The organism is Bifidobacterium pongonis, from assembly GCF_019331805.1.
GTDB classification, from domain to species: domain Bacteria; phylum Actinomycetota; class Actinomycetes; order Actinomycetales; family Bifidobacteriaceae; genus Bifidobacterium; species Bifidobacterium pongonis.
In genome coordinates this window covers 1-15,076 of the sequence record NZ_JAHBBE010000044.1, presented here as the reverse complement: position 1 = coordinate 15,076, position 15,076 = coordinate 1, and the positions used below count along the sequence as shown (strand labels likewise).

The window sequence follows — 15,076 nt, the reverse complement described above, 5'->3', positions numbered from 1 at the left end:
TCCAACCGACGACAGCCTTCCAGCTCTCATTACCGAAATCAGACAAAATCCGGGCAAATTTGTCCGAAAACGGAGAAGCGCGGCCCAACCGACGACAGCCTTCCAGCTCTCGTTACCGAAATCGGACCGTACAAGGGAGTGCACATGGAAACTGAATACATTAAGGGCGTCAACCTTGGCAACTGGCTCGTCCTGGAGAAGTGGATGAACCCGGCGCTGTTCGACGGCACCACCGCCGACGACGAATACTATCTGCCGACCCAGCTCGACCCGGCCGTCTATGAGGCACGCATCAGAACGCACCGCGCCGAATACATCAACGAACGCGACTTCGCCACCATCAAATCGTGGGGCCTGAACTCCGTGCGCATCCCGGTGCCGTATTTCATCTTCGGTGATCGCGCACCGTTCATCGGCTGCATCGACGAACTCGACAAGGCTTTCAACTGGGCCGAAAAGTACGGCCTGACCATCCTCATCGACCTGCATACCGCGCCGATGAGTCAGAACGGCTTCGACAACGGCGGCATTTCCGGCGTGTGCAAGTGGGCGCAGCTGCCCGACGAGGTCGAATTCGTGCTGTCCGTGCTGGAACGTCTCGCCAAGCGGTATGGCGATCGCAAGGCGCTCATGGGCATCGAGATCATCAACGAACCGAACACCACCACGTCCTGGCCGATGATGAACGTGACCGAACGGTACAAGGCCGTCGATGCCGAACTTGCGGAAGGAACCGGTCCGATCGAATTCGACTGGCTCAAGGACTTCTACATCACCGCCTACCATCGCCTGCGCGACGCCGACAAGGGTGCTCTGCCGGTCGATAAGGCCGTGGTCTTCCACGATGGATTCGATATCGAACAGTGGAAGGATTTCATGCGCGGCGAGGACGGCAAGCTCGCGCCGGAATTCGAGAACGTGATCCTCGATACCCACCAGTATCTGATGACTGCGGAAATGATGGGCTGCCCGCAGACTGTGGAAGGCTACGACGATTTCGTGCGTAATACGTACGCTCCGATGATCGCCGAAATGAGCGAATACTTCCCGGTAATCGTGGGGGAGTGGTGCCTGTTCAATTCGGTCGGTTGCGGCGTCGACACTCACGGCGGGCAAAGCGTGCTTAACGGCGAGGATGGCGCGCAGGTGGAAACCTTGAGCGCCGAGGAGAAGCGCGACTTGTACCAGGGCGTGGCCGCGTCGCAGCTCAACGCCTGGAGCAAGGGTCACGGCTTCTACTACTGGAACTACAAGCTGCTCACCGACACGGTCAACACTCCCGGCTGGATCGGATGGGACGCCTGGGATCTCGGCCGCTGCATCGCCCAAGACTGGTTCCCCATCCAGAAGTAATCCCCTCCTCCCTCCTCCTCTCCTTTGAAACAAGGAGTGAGGAACCCCCATTATTGGGAGCGGATACCAAACGACGCAATGTGCCGTATCGGCGTTAGGAGCCGGGTCTGCGGCGCTTTGTTGACGACCGTAAAGACTCGGCCTGAGCGGCCCGGAGCGTGTCGGCGGCAGAGCGCCGCAGGCCCGGCGGCCATCGTGCCGAATAAGCGGTCACCGCACCAAACCGACACAACACCAGATCGACACAACACCAAACCATCAAAAACCCGTCAACAAACCATCAAAACGCAACCATAAAAAGGAAAAACCAATGTTGCACAATCCGATTTTCAAAGGCTTCAATCCAGATCCGGCCATCTGCCGCAAGGGCGACGACTACTATGTCGCCGTCTCCACGTTCGAATGGTTCCCGGGTATTCCGGTTTATCATTCCAAGGATATGAAGCATTGGGAGCTGCTTACCCATGTGCTCACCGATGATGCGAATCCGAATCTTACCAAGCTGCCGAGTGCCAAGGGCATTTGGGCTCCGTGCCTCACGTATTGTGAGGAGGAGGACATGTTCTATGTGATTTATGGTGTCATGAATTCCATGAACGCCCGGTATTTCGATGTGAATAACTATCTCATCAAGTCGAAGAGCATCGAGGGCCCGTGGAGCGAACCGGTTTATTTGACGTCTTCCGGTTTCGACGCGTCCATTCTGCATGACGATGATGGCAGGAAGTATATTGTCAGTCTTGAGTGGGAGACGCGCGAGGGCTATGAGAAGCCGGGTGTGATCTGCTGTGTGGAATATGATCCGCGGGCCAAGCATGTGGTTGGCTATCCGAAGCGTATTTGGCGTGGCGCCACTGATCGTGGCTGCATTGAGGCTCCGCATTTGACGAAGCGTGACGGCTGGTATTACCTGATGTGCGCCGAGGGCGGCACGGGGTATAACCATGCGGTGACGATGGGTCGTTCGCGTAATGTGTGGGGCCCGTATGAGCCGGATCCGCATGGTCCGCTGGTCACGTCGCAGCCGAAGGATTCGAATGAGCGTGCTGATGATGATCATTTGAAGCCGCGTTATTTCAACCCGGATTCCGTGTTGCAGAAGTCGGGTCATGGTTCCTATGTGGATTTGCCGAATGGTGAAACGTATCTGGTGCATTTGACGAGTCGCCCGTTTGTGCCGGAATTGCGGTGCACGCTTGGCCGTGAGACTGCTATTCAGAAGATGATGTGGACGGATGATGGCTGGCTGCGTATGGCGGATGGTTCCAATCTGGCGAAGCTGGAGGTTGAGGAGCCGAGTCTGCCGGATGTGCCGATGCCGGAGATTCCGAGCTTCGATGATTTCGATGGCGATGAGCTGGGTAACTGGTATTACTCGCCGCGTCAGATGCCGGGCACGTTCGCGAATGTGTCGGAGCGTCCGGGTTGGCTGCGTGTGCGTGGTGAGGAGTCGTTGGCGTCGTTGAATCGTACGAGTCTGATCGCCCGTAAGCTGACTGGCGTGTATGGCTCGGTGAGTACGAGGATGGAGTTCGATCCGGAGGTTTACCAGCATTCCGCGGGTCTGACGATCTACTACGACAATATGAATAATATTTTCCTGCGCAAGTATTATTCGCAGACGTTGGGTGGTTCGGCGATTTCGCTGGTGCGTTTGGAGAATGGCGAGAAGACGGAGATGCTTGACACGCGTGTTGCCGTGGAGGATGGGCCGATTTGCTTCCGTTTGAACCTTGAGGGTCGTCGCACCTGGTTCGAGTGGGGGTATGACGGCGAGCATTGGACGAAGATCGGTCCGGTTTTCGATACCACCACGTTCTCCGACGAGTACTGCAAGTTCGGCGAGTTCACCGGCACGATGGTCGGTATCGCTGTTACGGATGCGGCGCTGCATGAGAAGACCGCCGATTTTGATTTCTTCGATTATGAGATCGATGAGAGCAAGCCGGTCGACTGACTGATGCTGGGAGCTTAGCCGTCTGGGTATGAAGATATGGAAGGCCGGCCTCACGCCGATCCGATTGGATGAATGGCGTGGGGCCGGCTTTCGCGTACTGTGCGACTGCCGCTCGCGCGAATGGGAACGTGCGGCCGATTTTGAGCGCGACCCGGTAGAAATAGCGGTGTTCGCGAATGTGCATGAGGAAGATGCGGAACGATGCCCTTGACAACGGCGTATGTTCGGGCATGCCGATTCGACGCCCCGAATGCCGTGCGCGGAACGTCGCGCACCGTCTCGCGGAAGCGTTGCGATGCCGGCGAAGCGGAGGTTCCGGCGCTAGACTCGGAAACCATGGGAAAAGATGAGCAGAAAACGAAGCGCGTTCGCAAAACGCCTGAGGAACGCCGTGTGGAGGTATTGGACGCGGCGGTCCAGCTGATCAGCGAGCGCGGGTTCAACGGCATTTCCATGCAGGATGTGGCCGATCGGGTCGGCATTTCCAAGCAGGGCGTGCTGCGGTATGTCGGCAGCAAGGACAACATGCTGGCGATGGTGTTCAACGAGTATTACAACAGCACGGGAACTCCGGAGGATTTCTTCGCTTCCGGTATGCCGGGCAGTGATCCGGAGGCGCCGTCGTTCCCCGCTTATTTGCGGTATCTGGTGCGGCATAATTCGCGTCGTCGCATGATGGTGCAGTTGTTCGCCGTGTTGGAGACCGAGTCGTTGAATCCCGAGCATCCGTTGTATGAGGAGTTTTCGGGGCGTCAGGATCAGCTGTGGGAGTACTATTCGAGTTTTCCGTGGAGGATTCCGCCGCAGTTGGGAACGTGGGACGAGAGTATGCGTCCGCTGGTGCGTAAGGCCATGGAGTTCATGGATGGTATGCAGTTGTGGTGGTTGCGCGAGTCGGATATCGACCTGTTCGAGGAATGGTGTGAGATGGAGCGGATACTGTTCCCATCGCCGTTGTGGGATGGGTTCCGCTGATCCGGCTGGATGTTGAATGGTCGAATAATGACTAGCCGAATGGTCGAATAATGACTAGCCGAATGGTCGACCAACCGAATATGGCTGAGGGGTTGCGATTCGTTCCGTGGAAGGAATCGCAACCCCTCAGCGCGTAATCATCCGTGTGCCGGGTGGTTACCGGCAACCGGCGTTCAGGCGACCGTGAACGTGGTGCGCTTGAGGTCGGTGCGGCGGCTGGAATGGCCGATCAGCACTTCGAATTCGCCGGGTTCGACGAAGCGCTTGGCGTCCTGGTCGACGATGGTGCACGCGGAAACCGGGATGTCGAAGCTGACGACCGTGCTTTCGCCCGGTTCGAGTTTGACGCGCTGGAACGCCTTGAGTTCGCGGTCGGTCCAGCTGTACGAGGTCACGATGTCGCCGATGTAGGCCTGCACGACTTCGGTACCCTTGCGCTCGCCGGTGTTGGTGAGCGTGATTTCGGCGTGCACGGTGTCCTGTTCGGTGAAGGTGCCGGATGCGGGGACGTTGGTGATCGTCGGTTCGCCGTATGCGAAGGTCGTGTAGCCGAGGCCTTCGCCGAAGGCGAATGCCGGATCCTGCGTGAGGTCGGCGTAACGGTTGCCGTGCTGGCCGCGAATCTGGTTGTAGTAGACCGGCAGCTGGCCTGCGTGGCGCGGGAAGGTGATCGGCAGTCGGCCGGTCGGTTCGGTCATGCCGAGGATGATTTCGGCGATGGCCTGGCCGCCCTTCATGCCGGGGTTCGGTGCCCACATGAACGCGCTGACGCCGTCCGCCGCGGATTCGTCGACGATTACGCCGTTGGTGCCGATCACGCATGCCGGCATCACCTGCGGCTTGGAGCTCATGAGCACCACGACCAGCGGCTTGCCGGTTTCCTTGGCCACGTTGGCGAGCGCTTCGAGCATGGCGTTCTGGCCGCCGAGCAGTTCGAGGGTCGCGGTGGAGCAGGTTTCGCCGACGAGCTGGACCACGTCGCCCACGACGGCGACGATCAGGTCGGACTGCTTCGCGTTTTCCACGGCTTCGTCCAGCAGCGTCTGGTCGATCTTGGCGGAGACGCCGAGCTTCGGGCGGGGCTGACCGTCCGGGTAGAACTCGCCTTCCGGATCGTCTACGAGGTCGATGATGTCCGCGCCGCGGGAGTATACGACTTCGCAGCCTTCGGGGGCGAGCTGCTTGAATCCGTCGAGCACGGTGGTGATCATGTCGCGGGGCTGGCCGTCGGGCATCCAGTTGACCTGGCCGGAGTTGCCGGCCCAATCGCCGAGCTGCTCCTGGGCGTCGTCGGCGAGCGGGCCGACGACGGCGATGCGCTTGGCTGCGGTGGCGTTGAACGGCAGGGCGCCGTTGTTCTTGAGCAGTGCCACGGATTCGCGGGCCACCTGCAGGTTGAGTTCCTGGTGTGCTTCGGAGCCGATGACCGCCTTGATGCGCTGCTCGTCGGGCAGGCGCGGGTCTTCGAACAGGCCCAGACGGAACTTGAGTGCGAGGATGCGCGATACGGCGGCGTCGATCAGCGATTCGTCCAGCAGTCCGCGCTTGACGGCTTCGATGGCGCCTTCGTAGAACTTCGGCGTGGTCATGATGAGGTCGTTGCCGGCCTTGACGGCGTCGGCGGCGGCCTGCACGTAGTCGGCCTTGATGCGTTGCTCCCACACGGCGCGTCCGACGTTGTCCCAGTCGGTGATCAGGGTGCCCTGGTAGTTCCAGTCGCCGCGCAGCTTGTCGGACAGCAGCCACTTGTTGAAGGTGACGGGCACGCCGTCGATGGATTCGTAGCCGAGCATGAAGGTGCCGCAGCCTTCCTTGGCCACACGTTCGAACGGCGGCAGGAACCAGGATTCGAGCTTGCGGTGGCTCAGATCGGCCTCGGAGGCGTCGCGGCCGCCTTGCGTTTCGGAGTACCCGGCGAAATGCTTGGCGCATGCGAGGATGGCGTCCTTGGCGAGCGGTTCGCCGGCCTTGGCGCCGCCCTGGTAGCCTTTGACGATGGCGGATGCCATTTCGCCGATCAGGTACGGGTCTTCGCCGAAGGTTTCATCCACGCGGCCCCAACGGGTGTCGCGTGCGATGCACAGCACGGGGGAGAAGGTCCAGTGCACGCCGGTGGTGGAGACTTCCTCGGCGGTGGCGCGGCCTGCCGCTTCGACCTTGGCCGGGTCGAAGCTCACGGCCATGCCCAGCTGCGAGGGGAAGATGGTTGCGCCCGGCCAGAAGGAGTAGCCGTGGATGCAGTCGTCGCCGATGATCAGCGGGATGCCGAGGCGGGTTCTGGTGTTCACGGTTTCGACGGCCTTGGGCAGGTCGGCGGGGCTGGTGTGCAGGATCGAGCCGACGTGCTTGTCGATGATGAGGTCGTCCAGGTTGCCGCCGCGTGCGTCGAGCTGCATCATCTGGCCGACCTTCTCTTCAAGGGTCATGCGGCCGAGCAGGTCGGCGATGCGTTCCTGGGTGGGCAGGTCGGGGTTCTTGTAGGGCAGGTCGTTGGTGTTGGTGTTGTCGGTCATGGTGCTCACTTTCGTCGTTGAAGCGATTCTCTTAACTACCAATTGGTAGTTTACTGTGTTGCGCCGTTCGACACACCCATGTTTGCTGTCAATGGCTAACTTCCGAAAATCTCGTCGTGTGAACCGGTGCGCAGAAACCAAGCGGTTCCATCGTCTCTAATCCATATGGCAAGCCAATCGCCGGCGTTGCCGATGTGGCATTCGATGACCCCGTCCCAATCTTTACCCTGTAGGCGGTGCGCACGATGTCTTCGCCGTAGCGTTTCTTTCGATTCGCTGGTGTCTTCGGTTACCAATCGAATAACGCTCTTCAGATCCGTCAAATCAACATGCTTGCGTTTCAGCCGCTTGATATCGCGTTGAAAGGGTTTCGTATATTCGGGTTTCAGCATATTTGTTCCTATATCTCTAAGGCCTCGAACATTTCGTCCGCGGTGTTGAAACGCGGTTCGGCTGTTCCCGCCTTTTCCCGAGCCTCGGCAAGGGCCTCGGCGGTTTCCGTGGGCATGGTGGGATACGACAGATTCAGTGGAATGCGATGTTCCCTCACTATCTGACGATAGAAGGCGCGGGTCACGCTCGATAGGTCGAGTCCGAAATCCTCTGCGATATGGGAAGCTTGGCGTTTCGTGTCCGAATCCACTCGGACTGTTACTGATGACATGGTCATGTGGCTCTCCGTTCATGTGTGTGTAAGACAATTATATGCAGATGTATGACACTGATAGAGAAATGAATGGCATTTGTCTATGGGTATTCATGTTTTGCAATCGCGGGGCAAGTGGGGGCGGCGGCAACGCGAGTCCATGAATGCGAGTCGTGGTGTCTGGTTTTCCTTGGACGCTGGATATAACCGGACAGAACGTGCGATGTTTGGAGAATGCTTTTCGGAAGGGGTGGAAATGATACTGGGGGAGAATGTTCGTGGCGTTGAAAATACTTGAAAATCAAAGGGAATGTCGTCTTTGGCAAATTGTGTGCGTTCTGTGAAGAAAGCCCTTATGGAGCCGATATATCAATCGGTACAATCAAACTTCGCGCGAGGGAAACGAAGCAATGGAGATATGGCCTGATGGTGCATATCTCTTTTTTTTTATGCGCGAAAAGAGAGGAACACCGAACTATATGGATAAGATCATCACGATCAGCAGGCAGTACGCCAGCGGCGGGCGCACCATAGGAAAACTGGTCGCCCAGCAAATGGGCATTCCCGTCTACGATTCGAAGATCATCAAAGACACGATGAAACGAACCGGTCTGTCAGAACAAGTGGTGGAAGACACCGAACAGCGGTCCGTGAACGCCTTCCTGTTCAACCTCGCCATGGGTGTGGACGATGCGCTGAACCGCATGAAACTCATCGCCGAAGCCGAACACGACATCATCGAAGGCTACGTGCAGGAAGGTCCATGTGTGATCGTTGGGCGAGCCGCGAACTTCCTGCTGGGGGACCGGCAGTCGCTGAACGTGTTCATCTATTCGGACACCGAATCGCGCGTCGCCTACGCCCACGACAACTATGACGTGACCGAACGTCAGGCGCGCAAAATGATTGAACGGACCGACAAGGAACGGCAGATGCACGCCATGAGCTTCTACGGCAAGAAATGGGGCGATCGCGACAACTACGACCTCATGCTCAACTCCGGGCGTCTCGGCGTCGAACAGTGCGTGGACTTCATCATCGCGGCGGCAGGCAAGTAGGAGGCGGCAATGGAAGAAAACTACGTTCCCACGAAACTGTCGCTCTCCGTGGTCGCGGCCTGCCTGGTGTCGTTCTGCGGCCTGCTCACGGAAACGGCCACCAACATCGCCTTCCCCGCGGTGATGAAGACGTTCGCGGTATCCACGGGCACTGTGCAATGGCTGACGACCGGTAACCTGCTCGTCGTCGCCATGATCACGCCGCTTTCCGCATTCCTGCAACGTCGATTCAGGCTCAGGCACCTGTTCCTGTTCGCCACCCTATGCTTCATCATCGGCACCGTTCTGGCCGTCGTCTCGCCCAATTTCGCCGTGCTCCTGCTCGCACGACTGGTGCAAGGCGTCGGTACGGGCGTCGGCGTTCCGATCGCCTTCTGCATCATCCTCGAACAGATTCCCTTCGGCAAAGTCGGCACCTACATGGGGTACGGGGCGCTGGTGTCGGCCGCGGCCCCGGCTTTGGGACCGACATACGGCGGCATCGTGAACCAGACCCTGGGATGGCGGTACATTTTCACCATCCTGCTTCCCGTCCTGCTGTTCACCCTGATTCTTGGACTGTGCACCATCGAAGAGAACAGGAAACCCGAAAAGGTCCCGGTGGACGTGCCCGGCATCATCCTCATCATGCTGACCTTCCTGTGCCTCGTGTACGGGTTCGCGAACATCGGCGCCTTTGTCGTGCAACCCCTCGGCGAAATCGCGGTGTTCGCGGTCGGCGTCATCGCGATGCTCCTGTTCGTCAGGCATTGCGCGAAACGCGAGCATCCGCTGATCGACGTCGCCATCTTCCACAACATTCCGTTCGTCTGCCATCTGGTCGCGTTCTTCCTCATCAACGCGATCATGCTCGGCATCAGCTTCCTGCTGCCGAACTACCTGCAGGTCACGCTGCTGTGCGCGTCCATGATGGCAGGTCTCATGCTGCTGCCGGGCGCCGGACTGAACGCGCTCATGGGGCCCTTCAGCGGAGCCGCACTCGACAAGATCGGCGCGAAACTGCCGATTCTCGTCGGCACTGGGCTGATGACCATCGGCACGGCACTGTTCGCCATCTTCGGCATGAGGTTGAACACCGAAATGATCATCGGCTTCTACATTCTGTTCGGCATCGGATGCGGTATCGCCTTCGGCAACACCATGACCATCGGCAACCTCAGACTGCCGGTCGAACAGAAGGCGTACGGTAACACCTGCTTCAACACGCTCATGCAATTCGCCGGCGCCACCAGCACCAGCATCTGCGCGGCGCTCGTCTCCGCGGCGCAAGGACGGAACGACGGGCTCGGCTATGAAATGCGGACCGCGTTGGGATCGACGCAAGGATTCGTATTCCTGCTGGTGCTCGCCGTCGTCTGCCTGATTCTGCAGATCGTCGGATTCCGCGCATACGAAGACCGTTGAGTTCCGCAGCGTGTGACAAGTGATCGTGGGACGTTGTGATTTCGCACAACGCCCCACGGCCACAGGCGTGACCAAATTTCACGTAACATTCCTCCCCTAGATATATCTGTGCTCGAAACAAGACCGCACGAGGCCGCCATCGCATCGCCATCGCGATTGCGATCGCGATTGCGAACGCGGCACGCGCGGACCGGCCGAGAGAGCCGGACGGCAGAAAACACCAAAGGAGGAATATGACGCAACAGCGGGAAACCCAACGGAACGGGCGGAATACGGCCGGTCAAGGCGCTGTCGATCGGGACGCGGCCAGCCAGAGTGCAGTCGGCCAGAGCATGGCCAGCCAGAGCGTGGCAGCAAACAGCAAACCCATGAACGAGAAGCGTCTCATCATCGTGGTGGTGGCGCTCGCCATCCTGACGTTCCTCGGCATCCTCTCCGAAACATCACTCAACATCGCCTACTCCACGCTGATGGGCGAATTCGCCATCTCCGCCGACGTGGTGCAATGGCTCACCACCGGCTACCTACTGCTGCTTTCCATCGCCATCCCCACATCGCCGTTCATGGTGCGCACCTTCCCGACCAAAGGCCTGTTCATCACCGCCGTCGCCCTGTTCTCCGCGGGCACGCTGGTCGGAGCGCTCGCGGTGAACTTCCCGATGCTGCTCGCGGCGCGACTCGTCATGGCCTTGGGCACCGGCGTTTCCCTGCCGTTGCTGACCAACATCATCCTGGAGAAGGCGCCGTTCGACAAGCGCGGCATGATGCTCGGCCTGGTCAGTCTCGTCACCTGCGCCGCACCGGCGATCGGCCCGGTGTTCGGCGGACTGGTCATGGAATTCCTCAACTGGCATTGGATTTTCTACGCCATGATCCCGTTCCTGGTGATTTCCTTCATTCTCGGCACCGCGACCATTCCCGACATCCGGCACGGCGAGAAAGGGTACCTGTCGGTGCCGTCGCTGCTGCTCATCGCGCTCGGCCTGTCCGGCATCATCGTCGCGGCCAGCTTCTTCGCGCAATGGAACGGCGACTGGCGGTTCTGGACGGTGCTCGTCGGCGCCATTGTGGTGCTGGGCGTATTCGCCGCCGTGCAGTTGCGCATGGAACACCCGCTGGTCGAAGTGCGTACTTTCGCCCACTCCGGGTTCACGCTGGGTATGCTCATTCTGCTCATGTCGTCCGGTGGTGTGCTTGGCGTGAACTTCATGCTGCCGATTCTGCTGCAGCGCGGCTTGGGGCACACCAGCATGGTGGCGGCGCTGATCCTGCTGCCGGGCGCGGTGATCGGTGCGATTTCGGCGCCGATGATCGGCGGGGCGTTGAGGAACCATTTCCCGCCGAAGTTCATCGCCTGCGGATTCGTGGGGGTTGCGATCATGGATGTCGCCATGATGTTCGGCGGCTCGCGTGAATGGGCCATCGCCATCGCTTACGCGCTGTTCATGGCTGCGTCCGGATTCGTGCTCGTACCCGATCAGACGCATGCGCTGAACCAGCTGCCCGCCCGCATGAACGCCGACGGTTCCGCGGTAATGAACACTGTGCAGCAGCTTGCCGGCGCGATCGGCACGGCTGTGGCGTCCACGCTTATCGCCGAATGTTCGGCGGCGAATATCGCCTCCGGCATGGAGCAGTCCGCCTCGTATGTCGCCGGATTCTCCACCAGCATGATCGTGTTCCTCGGCATGGCCGTGTGCGGCGAGATCATGGCGCTGCTCATGTTCCGCTATTCCGTGCGTCGCGTGGCTCCCGCAGAAGCCTAGCCTTCGCCGGGCTTTGTAGGCCGCTCTGACCTTGCGTCTCCCGCTACCAAATGCTCCCCTCTACCATTTTCAGACAGTTTCACCCCCGTTTCTGTCTGAAAATGGTTGAGGAGAGAAATGGTTGGGAAGCTCCCGCTCTCTTTACCGTTTTCAGACAAATTTGCCCCGTATCTGTCTGAAAATGGTTGAGTGGGGCATGAGTGGGTCGTCGTTCTTTACCGTTTTCAGACAAATTTGCCCCGTATCTGTCTGAAAACGGTTGAGCTGACCCCGTCTTCCTTTACCGTTTTCAGACAAATTTGGCCTGTTTCTGTCTGAAAATGGTTGAGTGGGGGCCGTTACTTTCTGTCGTTTTCGTGGCCTGCTCTGGTCGCATCCCGCTCTGATTTTGCAACCCCTGCCGCCGAGCATCCCCCTACCGTTTTCAGACAAATTTGCCCCGTTTCTGTCTGAAAACGGTTGAGGGAGTTGGGGACTGGGGAAGGCGTTGAGGGGATGGCGCCCTATGTTACCGTTTTCGGACAATTTCGCCCACGTTTCTGTCTGAAAACGGTTGAGCAGGGCATGAGTGGGTCGTCGTTCTTTACCGTTTTCGGACAAATTTGCCCCGTATCTGTCTGAAAACGGTTGAGGGAGTTGGATGCTGAGGGGAAGGCGTTGAGGGGATGTCGCCCTACGTTACCGTTTTCGGACAGTTTCGCCCCCGTTTCTGTCTGAAAACGGTTGAGCGGGGCATGGGTGGCCCCGTCTTTCTTTACCGTTTTCGGACAAATTTGGCCTGTTTCTGTCTGGAAACGGTTGAGCGGAGCCCGTCGTTCTTTCTTTACCGTTTTCAGACAAATTTGCCCCTGTTTCTGTCTGAAAACGGTCATGGGGCGGTGTGCAGGTGCAGGGTGGCGGCGATGGCGGCGCAGGTCGCTTCGATATTGCGTTCGGTGTCAGCAAGCAGGGCAGGCAGAGCGGCCGCTCCGGGCGTGATACCGAACACCGCGACGATGCCCGCATCTTCAAGCCGTGCGATGGTATGCGGATCGCGCGTCACCGAACCGCCAATCGCAATCGTCGGTTTGCCGCATGATTGCGCCAGTTTCGCAATACCGCTCGGCACCTTGCCGTACGGGGTCTGACTGTCGATCGACCCCTCACCGGTAATCACGACATCGGCCCATGCGCAGGCCTCGCGCCCATGCGTCAGCTCAAGCACCAGGTCGATTCCGGGGCGGATGGAGGCGTTGAACAATCCCATCAATCCACCGCCGGTACCGCCCGCAGCGCCCGCGCCCGGCACATCGCGCACGTTCCGACCGTTGAACCGTTCGATTGCGTCGGCCAGCCGCGCCAATCCGCAATCAAGCAGGTCGACCTGCGCGGAATCGGCGCCCTTCTGCGGTGCGAACACCCGTGCCGCGCCATGCTCGCCGATCAGCGGATTGGTCACGTCGCAAGCCAAGGTGATCGGAATCCGCCGCACGTCCTCACGCACCGACGTGGCATCGATACGTGCCAGCCGCGTCAACGCACCGCCGCCAGGCTCCAACTCCCGTCCATCGCGGTCAAGGAACTGGTACCCGAGCGCACGCGCCAAACCGGTGCCGCCATCCGTAGTGGCGCTGCCGCCCAAACCGAGTATCACGCGGGTCGCGCCGGCGTCGATCGCGGCACGAATCGTTTCGCCGGTGCCGAACGTGGATGCCATGAGCGGATCGCGGTCGGCGGGGGAGATGCGTTCAAGGCCGCTGGCCGACGCCAATTCGACTACCGCGATGCGCTCATGATCGCGTGAATCGGCCGCACTGCCCGACGCCGCACAATTCCCCAGGAATCCGAACCGCGCGACTGTAGGCCGCCCAAGCGCATCGACCGTCGCAACGTCACGCAATTCGCCGCCAGTGGCGTGCGCCAATGCCGACGTCAGTCCCTCGCCGCCATCCGAAAGCGGCATCAAACGGCACTCCGCGTGCGGATCGGCGGCCAGGATCCCGCGCTTCATCGCCTGTGCGATCGCTTCGGCCGATGCCGCCTCCTTGAACGAATCCGGTGCCAACAGATAACGCATGCCGATCCTCCAGCCGTCCCTTTGTTGCCAGTCGTTGTCAGTCGTTCCCAGCTGTTCCATGCTATACCGCAACCGTGCCGCAACCGCTCCGCGCAAGGTTATGCGAGCGCTAACATGCTTCGGGAATAAGATGACTGGCTGAATACCACAGCTGAATACCACAAAGGAGGTCCGATATGAGTGAAACTGCAATGACCGCAACCGCAGGGCGCCTGGACGGCAAGGTGGCGATGGTCACCGCGTCGACGAGAGGCATTGGTTATGCGATCGTGAAACGGTTCGCGCAGGAAGGCGCCACCGTCTACATGGCCGCGCGCAACGCCGAACGCGCACAGGTGAAAATCGACGAACTGATGCGGGAGAACCTGCCCGGAACGGTGAAGTTCGTGTACAACGACGCGTCCAAGGACGAGACGTACGTGTCCGCCGTGGAGGAGGTAGTGGCCAACGAGGGGCGCATCGACGTGCTGGTCAACAATTTCGGTACGTCCAACCCGGCCAAGGATCTCGACATCGAACACACCGACCCGCAGGAATTCATCGATACGGTCGATATCAACCTCAAATCCGTGTTCATCACGTCGCAGGCCGCGCTCAAGCATATGGCCGAACGCAAGTCCGGCAGCATCATCAATATTTCGTCCATCGGCGGCGCGGTGCCGGACATTTCGCAGATCGGTTACGGCACATCCAAGGCAGCCATCAACTATCTGACCAAGCTGATCGCCGTGCATGAGGCGCGTAAGAACATCCGTTGCAATGCGGTGCTGCCGGGCATGACCGCCACCGACGCGGTGCAGAACGCGTTGAATGACGAATTCCGCGAGTTCTTCCTGCATCACACGCCGATCCGTAGGATGGCCACGCCGGAGGAGATCGCGAATGCCGTGCTGTACTTCGCCTCCGACGAGTCGCAGTTCACCACCGGTCAGATTCTGGAGGTGTGCGGCGGCTTCGGCCTGGCCACCCCGGTATTCGGCGACCTGCAGGACAAGTCCCGCGCCGCCTGATTTTGCCGCTTTCATCGCCTGTTGTCTGAAAGCGGTGAAGCGAAAGGCATCCTGCGTTACCGTTTTCGGACAGATTTGGCTTATTTCTGTCTGAAAATGGTTAAGCAGAAGGCGTCCTGCGTTACCGTTTTCGGACAGATTTGCCCGGATTCTGTCTGAAAATGGTAACGGGAGGTGGACTGGAGTTGGGGTTGAAGAGGGGGCGTTGAGGGAGGGAATCAGTTCTGCATTACCGTTTTCGGACAAATTTGCCCCGATTCTGTCTGAAAACGGTAAAGAACGACGACCCACTCATGCCCCACTCAACCATTTTCAGACAGATACGGGGCAAATTTGTC

Annotated in this window: 11 protein-coding genes; 7 read left to right on the top strand and 4 right to left on the bottom strand. The window is 59.4% G+C overall.

Annotated elements, in window-relative coordinates; translation table 11 throughout:
* Window positions 1-144: 144 nt before the first annotated feature.
* The 3 genes from KIH75_RS09220 (at window position 145) to KIH75_RS09210 (ending at window position 4,285) form a co-directional block, all read left to right on the top strand.
* The gene (locus KIH75_RS09220; protein WP_219056421.1) at window positions 145-1,353 is read left to right on the top strand and encodes a glycoside hydrolase family 5 protein; all 1,209 of its coding nucleotides are present in this window, start codon (window positions 145-147) and stop codon (window positions 1,351-1,353) included.
* Between the two features lie 310 nt (window positions 1,354-1,663).
* Window positions 1,664-3,310: a glycoside hydrolase family 43 protein gene (locus KIH75_RS09215; RefSeq protein WP_219056420.1), complete on the top strand. Its 1,647-nt coding sequence runs from the start codon at window positions 1,664-1,666 to the stop codon at window positions 3,308-3,310.
* 336 nt (window positions 3,311-3,646) lie between these two features.
* Window positions 3,647-4,285, top strand: a complete 639-nt coding sequence (locus KIH75_RS09210; protein ID WP_219056419.1) for a TetR/AcrR family transcriptional regulator — start codon at window positions 3,647-3,649, stop codon at window positions 4,283-4,285.
* A 173-nt stretch (window positions 4,286-4,458) separates the two neighbouring features.
* Here KIH75_RS09210 and KIH75_RS09205 read toward each other — a convergent pair whose 3' ends face one another.
* The 3 genes from KIH75_RS09205 to KIH75_RS09195 form a co-directional block, all read right to left on the bottom strand.
* A complete protein-coding gene (locus tag KIH75_RS09205) occupies window positions 4,459-6,798 on the bottom strand; it encodes a glycoside hydrolase family 3 N-terminal domain-containing protein (protein ID WP_219056418.1) in 2,340 nt (779 codons plus the stop codon).
* Window positions 6,799-6,893: 95 nt separating this feature from the next.
* Entirely contained in the window at window positions 6,894-7,190 is a 297-nt protein-coding gene (locus KIH75_RS09200) for a type II toxin-antitoxin system RelE/ParE family toxin (RefSeq protein WP_219056417.1), read from the bottom strand.
* An 8-nt stretch (window positions 7,191-7,198) separates the two neighbouring features.
* Window positions 7,199-7,468, bottom strand: a complete 270-nt coding sequence (locus tag KIH75_RS09195) for a type II toxin-antitoxin system RelB/DinJ family antitoxin (protein WP_219056416.1) — start codon at window positions 7,466-7,468, stop codon at window positions 7,199-7,201.
* A 455-nt stretch (window positions 7,469-7,923) separates the two neighbouring features.
* Here KIH75_RS09195 and KIH75_RS09190 point away from each other — a divergent pair, with 455 nt between their 5' ends.
* From KIH75_RS09190 to KIH75_RS09180, 3 genes are all read left to right on the top strand, one after another.
* Entirely contained in the window at window positions 7,924-8,502 is a 579-nt protein-coding gene (locus KIH75_RS09190; protein WP_219056415.1) for a cytidylate kinase-like family protein, read from the top strand.
* 9 nt (window positions 8,503-8,511) lie between these two features.
* Window positions 8,512-9,906, top strand: coding sequence for an MFS transporter (locus tag KIH75_RS09185; RefSeq protein ID WP_219056414.1), 1,395 nt, complete (start codon window positions 8,512-8,514; stop codon window positions 9,904-9,906).
* 233 nt (window positions 9,907-10,139) lie between these two features.
* The gene (locus tag KIH75_RS09180; protein WP_236028215.1) at window positions 10,140-11,672 is read left to right on the top strand and encodes a DHA2 family efflux MFS transporter permease subunit; all 1,533 of its coding nucleotides are present in this window, start codon (window positions 10,140-10,142) and stop codon (window positions 11,670-11,672) included.
* Between the two features lie 868 nt (window positions 11,673-12,540).
* Here KIH75_RS09180 and KIH75_RS09175 read toward each other — a convergent pair.
* Window positions 12,541-13,728, bottom strand: coding sequence for a glycerate kinase family protein (locus tag KIH75_RS09175; protein ID WP_219056413.1), 1,188 nt, complete (start codon window positions 13,726-13,728; stop codon window positions 12,541-12,543).
* 176 nt (window positions 13,729-13,904) lie between these two features.
* On the opposite strand from KIH75_RS09175, the gene hdhA reads away from it, so the two are divergent.
* The gene (gene hdhA / locus KIH75_RS09170) at window positions 13,905-14,738 is read left to right on the top strand and encodes a 7alpha-hydroxysteroid dehydrogenase (protein ID WP_236028213.1); all 834 of its coding nucleotides are present in this window, start codon (window positions 13,905-13,907) and stop codon (window positions 14,736-14,738) included.
* Window positions 14,739-15,076: the final 338 nt, after the last annotated feature.

Coding starts and splice junctions, on each gene's coding strand:
- KIH75_RS09205 (WP_219056418.1), bottom strand. CDS start 6,798: ATGACCGACAACACCAACACCAACGACCTGCCCTACAAGAACCCCGAC.
- KIH75_RS09195 (WP_219056416.1), bottom strand. CDS start 7,468: ATGACCATGTCATCAGTAACAGTCCGAGTGGATTCGGACACGAAACGC.
- hdhA (WP_236028213.1), top strand. CDS start 13,905: ATGAGTGAAACTGCAATGACCGCAACCGCAGGGCGCCTGGACGGCAAG.
- KIH75_RS09215 (WP_219056420.1), top strand. CDS start 1,664: ATGTTGCACAATCCGATTTTCAAAGGCTTCAATCCAGATCCGGCCATC.
- KIH75_RS09175 (WP_219056413.1), bottom strand. CDS start 13,728: ATGCGTTATCTGTTGGCACCGGATTCGTTCAAGGAGGCGGCATCGGCC.
- KIH75_RS09200 (WP_219056417.1), bottom strand. CDS start 7,190: ATGCTGAAACCCGAATATACGAAACCCTTTCAACGCGATATCAAGCGG.
- KIH75_RS09210 (WP_219056419.1), top strand. CDS start 3,647: ATGGGAAAAGATGAGCAGAAAACGAAGCGCGTTCGCAAAACGCCTGAG.
- KIH75_RS09185 (WP_219056414.1), top strand. CDS start 8,512: ATGGAAGAAAACTACGTTCCCACGAAACTGTCGCTCTCCGTGGTCGCG.
- KIH75_RS09180 (WP_236028215.1), top strand. CDS start 10,140: ATGACGCAACAGCGGGAAACCCAACGGAACGGGCGGAATACGGCCGGT.
- KIH75_RS09220 (WP_219056421.1), top strand. CDS start 145: ATGGAAACTGAATACATTAAGGGCGTCAACCTTGGCAACTGGCTCGTC.
- KIH75_RS09190 (WP_219056415.1), top strand. CDS start 7,924: ATGGATAAGATCATCACGATCAGCAGGCAGTACGCCAGCGGCGGGCGC.